The organism is Corynebacterium sp. NML 150383 (assembly GCF_002285085.1).
GTDB lineage: Bacteria > Actinomycetota > Actinomycetes > Mycobacteriales > Mycobacteriaceae > Corynebacterium > Corynebacterium gottingense.
In genome coordinates this window covers 86992-104916 of record NZ_NSGK01000004.1, presented here as the reverse complement: position 1 = coordinate 104916, position 17925 = coordinate 86992, and the positions used below count along the sequence as shown (strand labels likewise).

The window sequence follows — 17925 nt, the reverse complement described above, 5'->3', positions numbered from 1 at the left end:
GCTTGCTACAGTGATCCCGTGATTGTCACCAATGATCTCGAAGTCCGCGTCGGCGCACGCACGCTCCTGTCTGCGCCCGGTCAGCACCTGCGCGTGCAGCCGGGCGACCGTATCGGGCTGGTGGGGCGAAACGGCGCGGGCAAGACGACGACCATGCGCATCCTCTCGGGGGAAACGGAACCGTATGGCGGTTCGGTGACGCGTTCGGGCGAGATCGGCTACCTGCCGCAGGACTCCAAAGAGGGTGACATCGAGCAGACCGCACGCGCGCGAGTGCTTTCCGCTCGCGGCCTCGACCAGATCCAGCGCTCGATGGCCAAGCAGCAGGAGATCATGGAGACCACCGACGGGGCGGAGCGCGACAAGGCGATTGCCAAGTTCTCCCGCCTGGAGGAGCGGTACCAGGCGCTCGGCGGCTACGAGGCGAACGCGGAGGCGGCGCAGATTTGCGACAACCTCGGTCTGCCCAGCCGAGTCCTGGACCAGCAGCTGAAGACCCTGTCCGGCGGACAGCGCCGCCGCGTGGAGCTTGCGCAGATTCTCTTCTCCTCGCGCCAGGGGTCGGGCAAGTCGCAGACCACGCTGCTTCTCGACGAGCCCACGAACCACCTCGACGCCGACTCGATTAGCTGGCTGCGCAACTTCCTGTCCAAGCACGAGGGCGGGCTCATCATGATCTCGCACGACGTCGAACTGCTCGACGCCGTGTGCAACAAGGTCTGGTTCCTCGACGCCGTCCGCGCCGAGGCGGACGTGTACAACATGGGCTTTGCCAAGTACAAGGACGCACGCGCGCTCGACGAAGCGCGCCGCCGCCGCGAGCGCGCCAATGCGGAGAAGAAGGCGTCTGCGCTGCAGAAGCAGGCGGCAAAGCTCGGTGCGAAGGCCACGAAGGCAGCTGCGGCGAAGCAGATGCTCGCGCGCGCCGATCGCATGATGGAGCAACTCGATGAGGTCCGGGTGGCGGACAAGTTTGCGTCGATTAGCTTCCCCGAGCCAGCGCCGTGCGGCAAGACTCCGCTGTACGGCAAGGGGCTGACCAAGATGTACGGCTCGCTCGAGGTCTTTGCCGGGGTTGACCTGGCGATTGACAAGGGTTCGCGCGTGGTCGTGCTGGGCACCAACGGCGCGGGTAAGACGACGCTGCTGAAGCTGCTGGCCGGTGTGGAGCGCACTGACGGCGAGGGCGGCCTCGTGTCCGGGCATGGGCTGAAGATCGGGTACTTCGCGCAGGAGCACGACACGATCGACGGCGACAAGAGCGTCTGGGAGAACACCATCGAGGCCTGCCCCGACGCCGGCCAGCAGGATCTGCGCGGCCTGCTCGGCGCCTTTATGTTCTCGGGCGACAAGCTCGAACAGCCGGCTGGCACTCTCTCCGGCGGTGAGAAGACGCGCCTCGCGCTCGCCACGCTCGTTTCCTCCCGCGCCAATGTGCTGCTTCTCGACGAGCCCACGAACAACCTGGATCCGCAATCTCGCGAGCAGGTGCTTGACGCGCTCAAGACCTACACCGGGGCCGTCGTCCTGGTCACCCACGACCCGGGGGCAGTGCGCGCGCTCGAGCCGGAGCGCGTGATCATCATGCCCGAGGGCGACGAGGACCTGTGGAGCGACGAGTACATGGAGATCGTGGAGCTGGCGTAGCGGGTTGAGTTCGCCCGGCTAGACTCGCTGGTATGACGAAGAACAACGACCTCATCACCATGTTCCGCGACGCGTGGAACGCCATGTCGAGCGACCAGAAGACCATCGTCGGCGTTCTGGCCGCCATTGACGCGCTCGGCAAGGCGCTTGCGCTGCGCGACCTGGCGCGTGCGAAAGACGGCAGGGTGCGCGGCCCGAAGTGGCTGTGGGCGCCCATCATTGGCGCGGTGAACACGCTTGGCTGGGCGGCCTACTTCCTCGTCGGGAGGAAGCGCCACTAGTTCCTAAAACCGTGCACCGGCGCCGGGATGAAGCCGCCGCGCCGGATCATCTCGGCGCTGCCCTTCGTGTTCACCGGAATGACTGGCGCGTAGCCGAGCAGTCCGCCGAAGTTCACCTCGTCGCCCGGCTTGGTGCCCGGGACTGGGATGAGGCGTGCGGCGGTGGTCTTATGGTTCATGATGCCGATCGCGGCTTCGTCGGCAATCATGCCCGCGATGGTTTCGGCCGGGGTGTCGCCGGGGATGGCGATCATGTCGAAGCCGACGGAGCAGATCGAGGTCATCGCCTCGAGCTTGTCCATGGAAATTGCGCCGGAGTGCACGGCGTCAATCATGCCCTGGTCCTCGGAAACCGGGATGAAGGAGCCGGACAGGCCACCGACGCGGGAGCAGGCCATCATGCCGCCCTTTTTCACCGCGTCGTTGAGCAGGGCGAGCGCCGCCGTAGTGCCGTGGGTGCCCACCTGCTCGAGCCCGATGTGTTCGAGGATGTGCGCCACGGAGTCGCCGACCTCCGCTGTCGGGGCGAGCGAGAGGTCGACGATGCCAAACGGCACGCCGAGTCGTTCGGCGGCCATGTTGCCCACGAGCTGGCCGGCGCGCGTGATCTTAAACGCGGCCTTCTTGATCTCCTCGGCGATCTCGTTGAGCGACGCACCCTTGAGCGGGGTGATCGCATTGTCCACCACGCCCGGGCCGGATACGCCGACAGAGACGACGGTGTCCGGCTCCTCAATGCCGTGGAATGCGCCAGCCATGAACGGGTTGTCTCCCACGGCGTTGGCAAACACGACGAGCTTCGCGCAGGCGATGGAGGACTCGTCCTTGGTCAGCTCGGCGGCCTCCTTGACTACCTCGCCCATTCGCGCCACGGCGTCCATGTTGATGCCGGCGCGCGAGGTACCCACGTTCACGGAGCCACAGACCGCCTGGGTCACGCTCAGCGCCTCGGGGATCGAGTCGATGAGCCGGCGGTCCGAGGACGTCGCACCCTTTTCCACGAGCGCGGAGTAACCACCGACGAAGTTCACGCCGAGCTCCGACGCCGCCTTGTCCAGGGCTCGTGCGATGTCGACCGGCTTTCCATCCACGCCGGCGGCGACGAGCGAGACGGGGGAGACGGAGATGCGCTTGTTCACGATCGGGATGCCCAGCTCGCGCTCGATGCCCTCGCATACCTCGACGAGGCGGGCGGCGCGTGCGGTGACGCGGTCGTACACCGCCTGGCAGGTGGCGTCCATGGTGGAGCGGGTGCAGCCGATGAGCGAAATGCCCATGGTTACGGTGCGGATGTCTAGGCGGTAGTCCTCGATCATTTTGATGACGTCGAGGATGTGGCCGGATTTGAAGTCGAAGTCTGTAGCCATCGCGCCGCCCCTAGACTTCGTTCATCGCGGTGAACAGGTCCTCGGACTGAATGCGCACGACCACCCCGAGTGCGTCGCCCACTTGGGCCAGGTGGTCCTGGAGCTCGCCCATATCTGGGGTGTCGTCCGGCAGCGCGACGCGCATGACCATGGTGAAGTAGTTGTCCATGAGCGTCTGCGAGACGTCGAGAATGTTCAGGTTGCGCTCTGCTGCGGCGCCCGCGACTGCGGCGATGATGCCAACACGGTCCGGGCCGGTAGTCGTAATAATTGCGTGCATGAGGGACCATCATAGTGGCACGTACGGACACGGGTGAGAGTTGCGCCACAGCGAGTCCGCGCCGAGTTGGTTACGGTGGGCCGCATGACTGATTCAGCGAACACGCCCAATGCTTCTGCACCCCAACCTTTTGCCACCACGGCGTCGGAAACGCCTGAGCGCACCGCGCGTGTGCTCGTCATCGGCGCGGGCGGTCACGTGAGCCGCCACTCGGTGCCGCTGCTGGTCCAGCAGGGCCACGAGGTCACCGGCCTTGTGCGCAATCCCGATCACGTCGCCCGCATCGAGCAGGCGGGCGCGCAGGCAATGGTGCGCGACATCACGGACCTCACGGTAGAGCAGTGGGCGGCGCTGCTGTCCAAGTTTGATGTGGTGGTGTGGTCCGCTGGCGCGGGCGGAAGCTCCGCCGAGGCGACCTACGCTGTGGACCGAGACGCGGCGCTGCGCGTCGTGGAAGCGCTTGAGCAGCTCACCGAGCACACGCCCCGACTTCTCATGGTGTCCTACGCGGGCGCGCGCTTCGCCACCACGGATGATGACGGCGCGTGGTACGCCTACGTCGAGTCCAAAAAGACGGTCGATGTGCGCATCATGGACAGCGACCTCGAGCAGGTCATTCTTGGCCCGGGCATGCTTGTCGACGGCCCCGTGCCCGGCTACGCCACCATCGATCTCGAGGGGGACGACGCCCAGGGCCACCCGCAGACCTCGCGCGAGCTCGTCGCTGAAGTGATCGTCGAGCTGGCTGGTCGCGACAGCGTCGCGGGCATTGCGAACCCGTTCGAGTTCCAGAACGGGCAGACCCCGGTGCGCGAGATCGGGCGCTAATCTGCCACGGAACTCTCTCCAGGGTTCCTGCTACGCCTTCGGCGCGTGGGCCGGGCTGCGGTCGAAGCAGTACTGTGCAAAGTCCCGCAGGATCGCGTTGGCCCAGGCGACGTCGTGGTTGGGCAAATCGGCGACGATACGAGCGTAGTCCTCGGCGGGGAAGTACCCGTAGTTGTAGAAGAAGTCCATCCGGGTGTGCATCGCGGCGGCGTCCATTTCAGCGTGGAACTGGGTGGCCCACACGTGGTCGCCGTAGCGGACCATCTGGACGGGGCAGGTAGGTCCGGTGGCGAGGACGGTAAGCGTCTCCGGGAGGCTGTCTTCGTCCGGGTTCTCGGTGTGCCCGGTCAGTGCGGTGAACCGCTCCGTGGCGCCGCGCAGCAGCCTGTCGTCGCGGCCGGCGGCCGTCAGCGCAACGCTCGTCGGGCCTGAGTTCTCCGGGTGTGTGTGGCCGACGGTGCCACCGAGGTGGTCAACCAGCCACGAGATGCCGAAGCAGACGAAAAATACGGGCAGGCCCGATTCGACGACGCCCGCGAGCACGTCGTTAATGTGGCGCTGCCACAGTGAGTACTCGGCGTTGCTGACGTTGAGCGAGCTGCCGCCGATGATGATCCCGCTAATGGTCTCCAGCGAGCCAACTTCCTCGTCAACGCGGTCCAGGATCTTGAGCTCGACGTCAACCTCGCTTAGGCCGGCGGCGTTGAGGACGTCGTGGTATTCGGCACGCGCGATCTCGGGTGCGAGCTCGCCTTGTCGGAGGGAGAGGAAAAGCAGCTTGGACATAGCGGTAATTCTATACCGCTTGGTCTATTTTTCACTAACCGGCTTACGGACCGACTGCTCGACGAGCGAGAGCATGGCCTCCAGGCGCTCGACTGGCTCGCCCGCAGCAAGCTTGACCACGAATCCTTCGAACACTGTCTCCAGGTAAGTCTGGACGACGTCGATGGACACGTCCTCTCGCATGGCTCGGTTGGACACGATGCGATCATGGACAGCTTGGTCCAGAACCTCTTGGTGAGCGCGCCACCGTTGCTCAAACTCCGGGTCGGTGCGGAGCTTGCGGACGATCTCCGCGCGGGTGACAAACCAGTCGTTCTTTTCGCGGTGGTGGAGCATGTCGCGCATCACCTCGACCAGGCCCTGGTTGCTCACCACCGCCGCCTGCCGCTCCGCGTCCTCGCTCGCGATGGCGAGAAACAGCGCTTCCTTATCCGCAAAGTGGTGGAAGATTGCCCCGCGCGTCTTGCCCGTAGCCTGTTCGAGCTTGGCCACGGTAGCGCCTTCGAAGCCGTAGTGGGCGAAGCAGAGCCGAGCGGCATCAATGATTTCTTGGCGCCGACGTGCGAGTTCGCCTTCGCTGACGATGGGCATGCGCGGTGCAATCCTTCCTGTAATAGGGGGTGTGTATTGAATAATTCGGTGGTGAGAAAACGAAGAGGGGCACCCGGGCGGGAAGCCCGGGTTACCCCTCTCCAGGGTCAAGGAGTTAGTTCTTGACCATCTGGCGCAGCACGTACTGCAGGATGCCGCCGTGGCGGAAGTACTCTGCCTCACCAGGCGTGTCGACGCGGACAACTGCGTCGAACTCGACCTTCTCGCCGCCGTCCTTCGTTGCTGCAACGTGGACGGTCTCTGGGATCGTGTCGCCGTCGTTAAAGGCGGTGATGCCCGTGACCTCGAAGGTCTCGGTGCCGTCGAGGCCCAGGGAGCCGTGCGACTGGCCCTCGGGGAACTGCAGCGGCAGCACGCCCATGCCGATGAGGTTCGAGCGGTGGATGCGCTCGAAGGACTCCGCGATGACGGCCTTCACACCGAGCAGGTTGGTGCCCTTTGCGGCCCAGTCGCGGGAGGAACCGGTGCCGTACTCCTTGCCGGCGATGACCACGAGCGGGATGTTCTTCTCTGCGTAGTTCATCGCGGCGTCGTAGATGTACGCCTGCGGTGCGCCCTCCTGGGTGAAGTCGCGGGTGTAGCCGCCCTGCTCGTCCACCAGCTCGTTGCGCAGGCGGATGTTGGCGAAGGTACCGCGGACCATGACCTCGTGGTTACCACGACGGGAACCGAAGGAGTTGTAGTCGTGGCGTGCCACACCGTGCTCGTCCAGGTAGTTCGCCGCCGGGGTGCCCGGCTTGATGGAGGAAGCAGGGGAGATGTGGTCGGTGGTCACTGAGTCGCCGAGCTTGGCCAGCACGCGTGCGCCGGCGATGTCCTCGACTGCCTCCGGCTGCTCCGGCATACCGTCGAAGTACGGAGCCTTGCGGATGTAGGTGGAGTCCTCGTTCCAGTCGAAGGTCTTGCCCTGCGGGATGTCCAGGTTCTGCCACTGCTCGTCGCCCTTGAACACGTCGGCGTAGTCAGCCTCATACATTTCGCGGGAGATGATGCCGGAGATGGTGCTTTCGATCTCCTCGGTGGACGGCCACACGTCCTTGAGGAAGACGTCGTTGCCGTCGGCGTCCTGGCCGAGCGGCTGGGCGTCGAAGTCGAAGTCCATGGTGCCGGCAATGGAGTACGCGATGACCAGCAGCGGGGAGGCCAGGTAGTTCATTTTCACGTCGGGGGAGATGCGGCCCTCGAAGTTACGGTTACCGGACAGGACCGCGGTGGCGGTCAGGTCGTACTCGTTGATGGCGTCGGAGACCTCGGTCGGCAGCGGGCCGGAGTTACCGATGCAGGATGCGCAGCCGAAGCCGGTGAGGTAGAAGCCGACTGCCTCAAGGTCCTTCCATAGGTCGCCGCGCTCGTAGTAGCCGTCGACAACCTGGGAACCCGGAGCCATGATGGTCTTGACCCACGGCTTGGCGTGCAGGCCCTTTTCAGCAGCCTTGCGCGCAAGCAGTGCGGCGCCGACCATGACGGACGGGTTGGAAGTGTTGGTGCAAGAGGTGATTGCAGCGATGGCAACCATGCCGTGGTCGAGGGTGTACTCGCCGCCCTGCGGGGACTCGACGATGACCGGCTTGGAAGCGCGGCCCTCGGCGCCGTCAGCGGCGGACTCGCCGTGACCCGGCCAGGACTGGTTGTAGTCCACGGTCTCGGACTTCTCGGCGCGCACCGGCTCGGTGACGTCGTTGCCAGCGGTGTTGTAGTCCGGCAGCTGGGTGCGGAAGGTGCTCTTGGCCTCGGAGAGCAGGATGCGGTCCTGCGGGCGCTTCGGGCCGGCGATGGACGGCACGACGGTGGAGAGGTCCAGCTCGAGGTACTCGGAGTACTCGGCCTCCTCGGCGTCCTGCTCCAGCCACATGCCCTGCGCCTTGGCGTATGCCTCGACGCGGTCGATGTCCTCCTGGTCGCGGCCGGTCAGCTCGAGGTAGTTGATGGTCTCCTCGTCGATCGGGAAGATCGCGCAAGTGGAGCCGAACTCCGGGCTCATGTTGCCGATGGTGGCGCGGTTTGCCAGCGGAATCTGCTTGACGCCGTTGCCGTAGAACTCGACGAACTTCTGCACCACGCCGTGCTCGCGGAGCATCTCGGTGATGGTCAGCACGACGTCGGTAGCGGTCACGCCGACCGGGATCTCACCGGTGAGCTTGAAGCCGACAACGCGGGGGATGAGCATGGACACCGGCTGGCCCAGCATGGCCGCCTCTGCCTCGATGCCGCCGACGCCCCAGCCCAGGATGCCCAGGCCGTTCTCCATGGTGGTGTGGGAGTCGGTACCAATGCAGGTATCCGGGTAGGCAAGGCCCTCGTTGTCAAAGACGACGCGGGAGAGGTACTCAATGTTGACCTGGTGGACGATGCCGGTTCCCGGCGGAACGACGCGGAAGTTGGAGAAGTTCTCAGCACCCCAACGCAGGAACTGGTAGCGCTCCTCGTTGCGCTGGTACTCGATCTCGACGTTCTTATCCAGTGCAGCGTCGGAGCCGAATGCCTCGATGATGACGGAGTGGTCAATGACCATCTCGGCCGGGTTCAGCGGGTTGACCTGGTCCGGGCTGCCGCCGAGGTCGCTAACTGCCTCGCGCATGGTTGCAAGGTCGACGACGCAGGGCACGCCGGTGAAGTCCTGCATGAGGACGCGGGCCGGGGTGAACTGGATCTCGATCGACGGCTCGGCCGACGGATCCCAGTTAGCGATTGCCTTGATGTGGTCTTCGGTGACGTTCTTGCCGTCCTCGGTGCGCAGCAGGTTCTCGCCGAGCACCTTCAGGGAGTAGGGCAGCTTCTTCATGCCGTCAACCGCATCGAGGGCAAAGTAGTCGTAGGACTTACCGCCGACCTCGAGGGTCTGCTTAGCGTTGAAGGAGTTCTTGCTTTCAGCCACAGTGAGCTCCATTTCTCGTCGTAATGCAAATCTGGGAACTATGACACGTGATGGTCAACCAATAATGATATGCGACCTCTCACGGTTCCGTCGCCATAATAACAGTACGGTCGTTATGTTTTGCGCTAGGGCGCACTTATCGACGCCCCCGAGCACCCAAATCCCCTCATCCGCGGGGGCAAACACGCTCGGATAACCACAGCACCTGGGCAAACGCAGCGACGGTGAGGGCGGACCGTGCTCACTCTGACCGCACTGCCTACCCCCAAACGCGTGGTAGGTTTCCGGTCGCGCATTGGACGACCGGAGCGCCAAGCGCGACGGCGAGCCGATTACACTTCGAAACGACGGCGAATGAGAGCGGAAAGGGACGACGTGATTCCAGTAGACGTTGACATGGCGAGTCTGGAAGCCCAGCTCCAGGAGGATGGGATCGCCTTTGGGACGGAAAACCCCGTCAACGTACCGCTCGAAGCCGCAATGCGCGACGCGCTGACGCAAGCACCGTCCGACGACATGGGGGCGGCCGGGCTCGTTGTGCTTGAGCAGACCCCACCGCAGATTGCAGACCTTCGCGACGTCGCACAGGACCTCCTCAATGGCACCGGTTACGACACGGTCGTGGTCCGGACGCCGAACGCCGCTATCGCGGTGAGTGATTCGCTCAGCCGGGCGGCGATCGAGCGCGGGCAAACCGCAATGGTGGCCCAGCCTGACTACCCGCAAGGGGTCGTCGCGTTCGTGGAGGCGGCGCAGGGGCACTCCGTGGCGTGGGGGATTGCCGTTGGATCGGTGGTGCTCGCGCTTGCGTGCATCGCGGCGTTGTCCGCCTGGCGCGCACGCCGTTAGCCACCCCCTCGTTAGCCACCCCCTCAATAAGTTAAGTCGTTCGCCTTGACGGTTTTGTCTTGCATCAAGGGATACGCAGCCGCATCGCGATCCCAGCGCAACGGCCATGGCGACTTGTCCCCCTGCCGGTAACTGTGTCGAACTTCACACTACTTGTTCGTATCGGCTATATCTGCTGTACCTGGCGCTATCGGGTTATGTGAAAAGCCTTGACTGCTGTGGTTTTTGGTAAAGATTGTGCAACAAGTTGATTACGTGTCGTATGGTCTTGCTGTCGGCTCGTGAGCTGAATGCAACACCAATCGTTTCAGGCCTTACTCCTTGACTGAACTCGTCATTCGGTAAAGGCCCCGGTTCGGGCATGTGGGGAAGCACGCCAAGAACCAGGCCGGTAACGAAGGTGGGGCTGAAGGCTCGCGTGCCTGCATCAGTAGTCAACCCATTAGGGCTGCGCGTCAAGGCTGCAGGCTAGTCACCTGTGGCGGTGAATCGTCGAGAAGCACTTTGCTCCTCGCTTGATTTGTCATGCCTGGGCGCGCGGCGTGAGGAGCCCCATTCCGTGGTAGAACCATCGAGGTTCACCCGGTCGGGTCGCGCGCGCATTGCGCTCGGCACGATCGCGTGTTCCACAACTCTGTCTCTCGCGGCGACGCTGGTCACCCCAGTGGCAACCGCGCAACCTGCGTCCATGACGGAGCTGGTCACCAGCATTTCGCAGGCGCAGTCCAACATCGATGACCTGAATTTGAACATCGGCGACCTGCAGGAAAAGGTCAATCAGGCGCTCGTGGACCTCAAGGACGCCCAAGGCCGCGCCGAGCAGGCTCGCCAGGGTGCAGAGGAAGCGAAGAAGCGCCTGGAAGCCTCGGAACACGCCGTCGAGGAGGCGCGAGCAGCGCTCGACGAGGTCACGCGGTCGCAGTACCGCGGCGCCGGCCAGAGCGGCGGGCTCGACATGGCCACCAGCGGTGACGCCCAGAAGGACGTGCTCGACCGTTCGCTGTACCTGCGTCAGCGCAGCGACGAACGCCGGGCGAAGCTCGACGAGGTCGAGCGCGCACGCACCGAGGCAGCCAACGAGGCGTCGATCCAGCGCAAAGCGAGCCAGCTCGCCGAGTCGACCGCTAGCGAAGCGGAGGCCGCGGAGGCCGAGGCCCGCGAGCTGCTCGACTCCACCAGCGAGGCCCTGGCCGAGCAGCGTCGGGAGCGTGATCGGGCGCAGTCCGAGTTGGACAGCGCTCAGGCGTCGTTAGCCGAGCAGCGCCAGGCGTCGGGATCGGCCCCCCAGACCGATGCGAGCGGGTCCTCCGGCGTGACTGAGGCGGCGGAGTCAGGCGAGACGGCGGCACCTGCTGCGACCTCCCAGACGGCCGAGTCGGAGGGGGCGCAGCAGCAGTCCGCGCAGAGCCAAGCTGCGCAACCGAGCATCGAGGCGTCCGCTGCCGCCCCCGAGCAGCAGGTCACTGCTGATGAGGTCCCCGAGGACGTGGTGCTTCGCGTCGAGCAGCACGCGGCGAACATCGATCCCTCGGTCGCACAGCTCAGCTCGGAGACGGTCGCGCAAGCCCTCACCAACGCCGCCGCAGCGAACGGGGAGAGCCTGCAATCCGAGCCGGAGGCAGGCGCAGTCGGCGCACCCGACGCGGCAGCGCCGTCCTTCAGCGGCATGTCCAGTGACCTGAACATCTCCGAAGACACCATCGCCGCGGCGGCAGGCATCATCGCCGCCGCCGCGATGGTTGGCGCGACCCAAGCCAACCACACAAGCCTGGAAAGCCCGTACGGCTCCTCGAGCGACAGCGAGGTCATCGCGGCGTTCGCCGGCGGGCTGAGCGACGCGCTCGGTGCCGGTGGGGCCGCGCAGGTGAACCAGACCTCGGACGAAGAATCCGCATCCACTGGCACCACTGAGGATCTCAACTCCGTGCTCCCGGAGGTCGACTCCGCAGCAACGGTCTCGGACACGATTCAGAGCGCCGTGAGCAAGGCCAGCGGCTCGCAGAGCGCCTCTAGCTCCGGCTCCATCGAGACCGTGATCGCCCGCGCCCAATCCGCCATCGGCACCCCGTACGTGTGGGGCGGCGGTGACGCCAACGGTCCGACCACGGGCGTGGACGGCGGCAGCCAGGCGGGCTTCGATTGCTCGGGCCTCGTGCTCTACGCCTTCGCTGCGGTGGGCATTTCGCTGCCCCACTACACCGGGTACCAGTACCAGCGCGGCACCCAGGTGCCGGCGAGCGAGGCGCAGCGCGGCGACCTCCTGTTCTGGGGTCCGGGCGGCAACCAGCACGTGGCCATCTATCTTGGCGACGGCACCATGATCGAGGCCCCGCAGGCCGGGCAGAACGTGCAGATTTCCCCGGTGCGCTACTCCGGAATGGCCCCGAACGCGGTGCGTTTGCTCTAGGCGGCGAAGCGGTGTGACGCCGCGGATCGCCACCGCACTACCATCAGTGGCATGAAGCTATCTGACTACGATGCACTCCTCGTCCTTTCCTTCGGCGGCCCCGAAGGAAAGGACGAGGTTATTCCGTTTTTGGAGAACGTCACGCGCGGCCGGGGCATTCCCAAGGAACGGCTGGCTACCGTCGGCGAGCACTACTTCCACTTTGGCGGTGTGAGCCCCATTAACCAGCAGAACCGCACGCTGATCACCAACATCAACGCCGAGCTGGAGCGCCGCGGGATCAAGTTGCCCGTCTATTTTGGCAACCGCAATTGGCACCCGTTTGCCGAGGACACCGCGAAGCAGCTCGCCGCAGACGGCGCGCGCCGCGTCCTCGTCTTCGCCACGAGCGCGTGGGGCGGCTATTCCGCCTGCAGGCAGTACGACGAGGACATACAGCGCATGCGCGAGGTGGCACCCGAGGTCGAGTTCACCAAGCTGTGGCAGTTTTACGGCAACGAGGCGTTCATCGACCAGGTGGCGGCAGGCCTCAAGGAGGCGCTCGCGCAGGCGCAGGGGAAGGACTACCGGGTGCTGTTTACCGCCCACAGCGTGCCCACGGCGGCCGATGTTGCCTCGGGTGGCCCCGTTAACGCCAACCTCTACTCCCGGCAGGTTGCGGAGGCCGCGCGGCTCGTCGCGGAGCGCGCTGGCGCGCCCGACTACGAGGTGGTCTGGCAATCCAGGTCGGGGAACCCGGCCACGCCGTGGCTCGAGCCGGATGTGGTGGACCGGGCGGAGGCGCTTGCCGACGCCAACGTGCAGCACCTCATCTGCGTCCCCATCGGGTTTATTACGGACCACATGGAGGTTGTGTGGGACTTAGACACCGAGCTCCGGCAGGCCTGCGAGGAGCACGGGGTCACGCTGGACCGCGTCGCGACCGTGGGGCTGACCCAGGAGTTTGCGTCCATGGTCGTCGACATCGCGGAGGCGGTCGCCCGGGGCGAGCAGCCAGCGAGCCTGTCGACGCTCACCGTCCAGGGTTGCACCCGCAACGGCGCCCCGTGCTGCGAAGGGTGCTGCGAGCCGCGGAAGCGGCCCGCCCGCGCGCACTAGCAACTAAGCGCCGCCGGTGGACGCCGCGTACTCGCGCTGGTAATCCACCACCGCGTCGGCGACGCCTGCCATGCGGGCGGTGCGGATATGGCGCCACAGCGCGAAGAGCTGGGGGTCGAAGGAGTGATCGTCTAACCGGTCGGTCACCGTCTCAATGATCGCCGCCACCCGGTCAGCGCGGGCGAACAGCTTCGCCGCGCGCGGCGTGACGCCCGCAGGCAAGCCGGGTGTGTCGTAGAAGTCCGCGAGCGTCCCCACAGTCAGGCGCGGGTGGGGGAGTTCGCGAAGTACTTGGTTTGCGGGGTTGGCGGAGCGGGTGGCGTCGATAAGCACTGCTGCCTGGTTGGTTGCCTGGGACAGGAGCGCATCGGCCTCGCCGGGGCTGAGCCACGCGGGCTCCGGGAGCCGGCGGGACTCCTCGAACCACCGCCAGTGCACGGACGCGCCCGTGTAGTCGGGGACGAGGATGTGCGATTGGTCCGCGCCACGGACGACGATCGCGCCGGCCGGGGTGAGAGCTTCCATAGCGGGGCTGCCTGCGATGAGTCCGGCGGCCTGGCCCGGTCCCCAGAGGATGAGGCGGACCGCTGGACCCGGGGTGTCCAGGTCGGCTGCGGCGCGGACGTCGCGAAGCAGCGGCAACAACGGGCCGCCGAGGTATTCGTGGGTGCCGCCGAGGTCGCGCAAGGCGTCCATGGTTTCGTCGCTGGATTCGACGTTGTACAGCCATGCGGCGAGCCACACGGCAGTGTTCTGGAGCGGTGAATAAACCTCGGCACGAGTTTGCATCCGGGGTATCCTAACAGGAACCGGGGGTTGGGGAAGATACACTCTGGTCACTATGAGCTATGACGACCGCTACGGAGCAGACATTTTTCAGGGTCATGCGCGACGCAAGCGCCCGACCTACCCGGAGATGCCGGCAAAGCCCGGGATCATCGTCGAGATCGTGGGCAACGACTTCGTCGGGGCGGTCATCGGCTTCGAGCGCACCTACGACGGCGACTTCGTCCGCCTCGAAGACCGCTACGGCACCGAGCGACTGTTTAAGATGCTCCCCGGCGCGTTCATGGTGGAGGGACAGCGCGTCACGCTGACCCGCTACGTACCCAAGCAGGACTCCGGGCCGAAGCGCTCCAACTCGGGCTCCCGGAAGGTTGAAAATGTCCGCGCGAAGGTGGCCATGCCGAGCCGGATCTGGGTCGAGGGCATTCACGACGCCGCGATTGTGGAAAAGGTCTGGGGCCACGACCTCCGCGTCGAAGGCGTCGTCGTGGAGTACCTCGAAGGGTTGGACAACCTCCAGGCGCGCCTCGACGAGTTTCAGCCGGGGCCTGGGCGCCGAATCGGTGTGCTCGCAGACCACCTCATCGAGGGCACGAAGGAGTCGCGCCTGGTCCGCAACGTCGGCGAACACGTGCTCGTTACGGGGCACCCATACATCGACATTTGGGCCGCGGTAAAGCCGGAGAAGCTGCGGATCCCCGCCTGGCCAGACGTGCCGTACGGGGAGGACTGGAAGACGGGCGTGTGCAAACGCCTCGGCTGGTCGGACCCGAAGGATGGGTGGCGCCGCGTGTACTCGGCGGTGGAGACGTTCCGCGATCTCGACTCCACCCTGATCGGCGCGGTAGAACGGCTCGTCGACTTTGTCACCAACCCAGAGTTATCCAAAGAGGATCTGTAAGTTCCTGTAACCTTGAGCACGTGGGAGCACTCATTTGGTTTGTCGCAGCAGCTGTCCTCGCCGGCCTTGAATTGGCGGTGGGTGAGTTCACGCTACTCATGCTCGGGGCCGGCGCACTCACTACCGCCGGCGTGGCACTGGCCGGGGTTCCGCTGTGGGCGGAAGTCCTCACGTTCGTCGCCTCCTCGGCGGCGTTCTGGTTTTTCTTGCGGCCTTACCTGCACAAGCGCTACCACCAGCCGAAGGTGTACGACGATTCCCCGCGAGCCCTGGTAGGGCAGCGCGCGGAGGTGCTCGAGGCCTTCGGCCCCACGGGCGGCCAGGTCCGGATGGACGGTTCCATCTGGTCCGCGAGGTCGCTGGATCCGGCGGACACGATCGTCGCCGGCGATATTGTCACAGTGGCAGACATTGACGGCCCTGTCGCGGTCGTCTGGAAGGAACGTTAGATGGGCCCAACTATTGTCCTCGTCGTCATCATTGCGCTGGTGGCGGCGCTCCTCTTCGCATCGGTGAAACTGATTCCACAGGGTGAAGCCGCGGTGATCGAGCGGCTTGGCCGCTACACCCGCACGGTCTCCGGTGGCTTGACCCTCCTCATCCCGTTCATTGACTCCGTCCGCGCACGCGTGGACACCCGCGAGCGCGTCGTGTCCTTCCCGCCGCAGGCCGTGATCACGCAGGACAACCTCACCGTCGCCATCGACACGGTGGTCACGTTTCAGATCAACGATCCCGCCAAGGCCATCTACGGCGTGGACAACTACCTTGTCGGCGTGGAGCAGATTTCTACCGCCACACTGCGCGACGTGGTTGGCGGCATGACGCTTGAAGAGACGTTGACCTCCCGCGAAACCATCAACCGCCGCCTGCGCGGCGAACTTGACGCGGCCACCGGCAAGTGGGGCCTTCGTATCAGCCGAGTTGAGCTTAAGGCCATTGAACCGCCGCCGTCGATCCAGCAGTCCATGGAGATGCAGATGAAGGCGGACCGAGAAAAGCGCGCAATGATCCTCACCGCAGAGGGCAGGCGCGAATCCGACATCAAAACTGCCGAGGGCGAGAAGCAAGCACGCATCCTCTCCGCCGAGGGCGAGAAGCACGCCGCCATTCTGAACGCGGAGGCGGAGCGTCAGGCTATGATCCTGCGCGCAGAGGGCGAGCGCGCCGCGAAGTACTTGGCCGCACAGGGCGAGGCCCGCGCGATCCAGAAGGTCAACGCGGCCGTGAAGTCCTCCGGCGTCACACCGGAACTCCTGGCGTACCAGTACCTGGAAAAGCTGCCCAAGATCGCGGAGAACGAGGCAGCCACGATGTGGATGATCCCGTCCCAGTTCGGCGACTCGCTGCAGCAGTTTGCGCAGGCGTTCGCGGGCAAGGGCGAGGACGGCGTGTTCCGCTACGAACCTGCAAACGTGGACGAGGAAACCAAGGAGATGGCGGAGGCGGAAAACACGGACTCCTGGTTCGACACCTCGACCGACCCGGAGCTGGCTAAGGCGCTCGCCGAGGCCCGCGCGGTAGCCAACAAGCATGTCGACGACCCGGATCCGACGCAAGACGCCCCGCAGGTTGCCCCGGGAAGCAGTCGCCGTGAACTCGGTGCGGGCCCGCAGGATCCGCTGCCGGCCGACGAACCGAATCGCCCGTACCAGGGGTAGCGCATTAAGCGCTTTGCGACGCCTGCGTGAGCAGGTTCAGCGCCAGCTTCCACCCCGACTGCTCCGCCTGCCAGCCGGCGGCCTGCAGCCGCTGGCTTATCGCCTGCTTGGAGATGCCTAGCTCCGCAGCCGCTTCGTTCTGATTGAGGCCACCTCGCACCAGCGAGGTGGCCTCTCGGCCTTCCAGGGTGCGCTTGTGCAGCACGTAGCCCAGAAGCGCGAACGTCGCCTCGATGTCGTTTGCGGAGGTGCCCGGGTCCGGCGTGTCCACTACGACCTTCACCTGCGCGGGTCGCGTGCCCACTGCGTCCGTCGCCGCGAAGACGGCGCGTCCGTGTCCCGTGATCCCCAGGCCGATGGCCCAGTCGCCGTCGGAGAGTAGCGCCATGATCACGTTGAGCGCGTGCTCGGGCCCGACGACATCGGCGCGGATGTCCTCCACGCTGCACAGTTCAAACTCGCCGACGCCAGGCAGCGTCGCGAGCGCCTCAGCCGAGCGCCGCACGACCTCGGCGCGCGCCTTATCCCTTCCCCGGTACCTCGCGTGGACTGCAATCATGACCGAGATGTTACGCCTGGTCTACGTTCAGGCCTTTACTCTTCGGGGTGGGCGTGTCGCGGGTGGGCATGGTGGCGTCGATAAGCAAGCCCCCGACACCCAGCACTGCTAACACGACAACGGCGACGATGACCCACGGGTTGGCGTGGCCCGTGAGCGTGTCTCCGAAGACTGCGACGAGCACGGTGTTGGGCGCTGAGCCGAGGAGCGTGGCGATGGCGAAGGGAAGGACGCGTACACGGGTGAGTGCTGCGGCATAGTTCATGATGGAGAAGGGGACTCCAGCGATCATGCGCAGGCTGGTCACGGCCAGCCAGCCGCGCTGCTCCAGGCGCGCGTTGATCTTTTGCACGGCGGGGTGGGTGAGGCGGGGCTCGACCCAATCGCGCAGCAGGAATCGCACGATGAGGAGCGAGATGACCGCGGCGACCGTGGTCGCCGTCAGCGAGAGCGCGATGCCGAGCCCGGTGCCGAAGAGGATGCCTGCAGACAGTGTCATGACCGTCCGCGGGATGGGGAACTGCGTGATGAGTACGTAGAGCAGCCAGAAAACGAGCGGGAACCAGGGGCCGGTCGATTCCGCCCACGTGCGGAGCGTGGCGAGGGAGGGGACGTCCAGGAGCCACCACGCCGCAACGAACCCCACCGCAGCGAGCGCGAGCAGCGCGATCCGACCGGTTGAGGGGCGCGCTGTAGGTTGACGCTGCGCCACCGCCAAACCTCCTTGTACAAAAAGAAAACCGGCCTCCATCGTAGGAGGCCGGTCGGTTGTGCCCGAGGGGGGACTTGAACCCCCACGTCCGTTAATAGGACACTAGCACCTCAAGCTAGCGCGTCTGCCATTCCGCCACCCGGGCCGGGTGTTTCAACCTCTCGGCTGGGCACTTGAAACACTATAAGGTGCACGGCGTAAAACACACAAATCGCCTGCACAACGCCGCTTTTTAGGGTGCAATGGACACAATTGCGCTTCCAAACCACACCCTTG

At 65.4% G+C, this 17925-nt stretch carries 17 protein-coding genes and 1 tRNA gene; 9 read left to right on the top strand and 9 right to left on the bottom strand.

Annotation, left to right across the window (positions count from 1 at the left end; genetic code table 11):
• Window positions 1-18: 18 nt before the first annotated feature.
• Both CKJ85_RS05795 and CKJ85_RS05790 read left to right on the top strand, forming a co-directional pair.
• Window positions 19-1647, top strand: coding sequence for an ABC-F family ATP-binding cassette domain-containing protein (locus CKJ85_RS05795; protein ID WP_095276503.1), 1629 nt, complete (start codon window positions 19-21; stop codon window positions 1645-1647).
• A gap of 32 nt (window positions 1648-1679) precedes the next feature.
• Window positions 1680-1928 (top strand): PLDc N-terminal domain-containing protein, encoded by a 249-nt coding sequence (locus CKJ85_RS05790; RefSeq protein ID WP_233126966.1) that lies wholly within the window; start codon window positions 1680-1682, stop codon window positions 1926-1928.
• Here the strand turns inward: CKJ85_RS05790 and CKJ85_RS05785 are convergent.
• Window positions 1925-3295 (bottom strand): PFL family protein, encoded by a 1371-nt coding sequence (locus tag CKJ85_RS05785; RefSeq protein WP_095553716.1) that lies wholly within the window; start codon window positions 3293-3295, stop codon window positions 1925-1927. The two genes, CKJ85_RS05790 and CKJ85_RS05785, sit on opposite strands and share 4 nt — an antisense overlap.
• A gap of 10 nt (window positions 3296-3305) precedes the next feature.
• Window positions 3306-3575 carry an ACT domain-containing protein gene (locus tag CKJ85_RS05780; RefSeq protein ID WP_095545754.1) on the bottom strand — a complete coding sequence of 90 codons (270 nt, stop codon included), beginning with the start codon at window positions 3573-3575 and terminating at the stop codon, window positions 3306-3308.
• A gap of 84 nt (window positions 3576-3659) precedes the next feature.
• On the opposite strand from CKJ85_RS05780, the gene CKJ85_RS05775 reads away from it, so the two are divergent.
• A complete protein-coding gene (locus CKJ85_RS05775) occupies window positions 3660-4403 on the top strand; it encodes an NAD(P)H-binding protein (protein ID WP_095545753.1) in 744 nt (247 codons plus the stop codon).
• A 30-nt stretch (window positions 4404-4433) separates the two neighbouring features.
• Here CKJ85_RS05775 and CKJ85_RS05770 read toward each other — a convergent pair whose 3' ends face one another.
• The 3 genes from CKJ85_RS05770 to acnA form a co-directional block, all read right to left on the bottom strand.
• Complete coding sequence (locus tag CKJ85_RS05770; protein WP_095553715.1) at window positions 4434-5189, bottom strand: hypothetical protein; 756 nt, start codon at window positions 5187-5189, stop codon at window positions 4434-4436.
• A 24-nt stretch (window positions 5190-5213) separates the two neighbouring features.
• The gene (locus CKJ85_RS05765) at window positions 5214-5780 is read right to left on the bottom strand and encodes a TetR/AcrR family transcriptional regulator (RefSeq protein ID WP_095276521.1); all 567 of its coding nucleotides are present in this window, start codon (window positions 5778-5780) and stop codon (window positions 5214-5216) included.
• 115 nt (window positions 5781-5895) lie between these two features.
• Window positions 5896-8676 carry an aconitate hydratase AcnA gene (acnA, locus tag CKJ85_RS05760; RefSeq protein WP_208636479.1) on the bottom strand — a complete coding sequence of 927 codons (2781 nt, stop codon included), beginning with the start codon at window positions 8674-8676 and terminating at the stop codon, window positions 5896-5898.
• 375 nt (window positions 8677-9051) lie between these two features.
• On the opposite strand from acnA, the gene CKJ85_RS05755 reads away from it, so the two are divergent.
• The 3 genes from CKJ85_RS05755 to CKJ85_RS05745 all read left to right on the top strand — a co-directional run bounded on the left by CKJ85_RS05755 (window position 9052) and on the right by CKJ85_RS05745 (window position 13030).
• Entirely contained in the window at window positions 9052-9525 is a 474-nt protein-coding gene (locus tag CKJ85_RS05755) for a DUF6676 family protein (RefSeq protein ID WP_143340164.1), read from the top strand.
• Window positions 9526-10084: 559 nt separating this feature from the next.
• Window positions 10085-11932, top strand: a complete 1848-nt coding sequence (locus CKJ85_RS05750; protein WP_095553712.1) for a DIP1281 family NlpC/P60 protein — start codon at window positions 10085-10087, stop codon at window positions 11930-11932.
• 51 nt (window positions 11933-11983) lie between these two features.
• Window positions 11984-13030: a ferrochelatase gene (locus tag CKJ85_RS05745; RefSeq protein WP_095545748.1), complete on the top strand. Its 1047-nt coding sequence runs from the start codon at window positions 11984-11986 to the stop codon at window positions 13028-13030.
• Window positions 13031-13033: 3 nt separating this feature from the next.
• Here the strand turns inward: CKJ85_RS05745 and CKJ85_RS05740 are convergent, their stop codons facing one another.
• Window positions 13034-13819 (bottom strand): hypothetical protein, encoded by a 786-nt coding sequence (locus CKJ85_RS05740; RefSeq protein ID WP_095276540.1) that lies wholly within the window; start codon window positions 13817-13819, stop codon window positions 13034-13036.
• Window positions 13820-13871: 52 nt separating this feature from the next.
• Here CKJ85_RS05740 and CKJ85_RS05735 point away from each other — a divergent pair, with 52 nt between their 5' ends.
• From CKJ85_RS05735 to CKJ85_RS05725, 3 genes are read left to right on the top strand one after another with little or no spacing between them, the layout of a single operon-like run.
• Window positions 13872-14717 carry a DUF3097 domain-containing protein gene (locus CKJ85_RS05735; RefSeq protein ID WP_095276543.1) on the top strand — a complete coding sequence of 282 codons (846 nt, stop codon included), beginning with the start codon at window positions 13872-13874 and terminating at the stop codon, window positions 14715-14717.
• 20 nt (window positions 14718-14737) lie between these two features.
• Window positions 14738-15166: an NfeD family protein gene (locus CKJ85_RS05730; protein WP_095536160.1), complete on the top strand. Its 429-nt coding sequence runs from the start codon at window positions 14738-14740 to the stop codon at window positions 15164-15166.
• Window positions 15167-16378, top strand: coding sequence for an SPFH domain-containing protein (locus tag CKJ85_RS05725; RefSeq protein ID WP_095536159.1), 1212 nt, complete (start codon window positions 15167-15169; stop codon window positions 16376-16378).
• A 4-nt stretch (window positions 16379-16382) separates the two neighbouring features.
• Here the strand turns inward: CKJ85_RS05725 and CKJ85_RS05720 are convergent, their stop codons facing one another.
• The 3 genes from CKJ85_RS05720 to CKJ85_RS05710 all read right to left on the bottom strand — a co-directional run bounded on the left by CKJ85_RS05720 (window position 16383) and on the right by CKJ85_RS05710 (window position 17794).
• Window positions 16383-16937, bottom strand: a complete 555-nt coding sequence (locus CKJ85_RS05720; protein ID WP_095536158.1) for a MarR family transcriptional regulator — start codon at window positions 16935-16937, stop codon at window positions 16383-16385.
• 10 nt (window positions 16938-16947) lie between these two features.
• Window positions 16948-17649, bottom strand: coding sequence for a TVP38/TMEM64 family protein (locus tag CKJ85_RS05715; protein WP_233126965.1), 702 nt, complete (start codon window positions 17647-17649; stop codon window positions 16948-16950).
• 59 nt (window positions 17650-17708) lie between these two features.
• Window positions 17709-17794, bottom strand: a tRNA-Leu gene (locus CKJ85_RS05710).
• Window positions 17795-17925 lie beyond the last annotated feature (131 nt).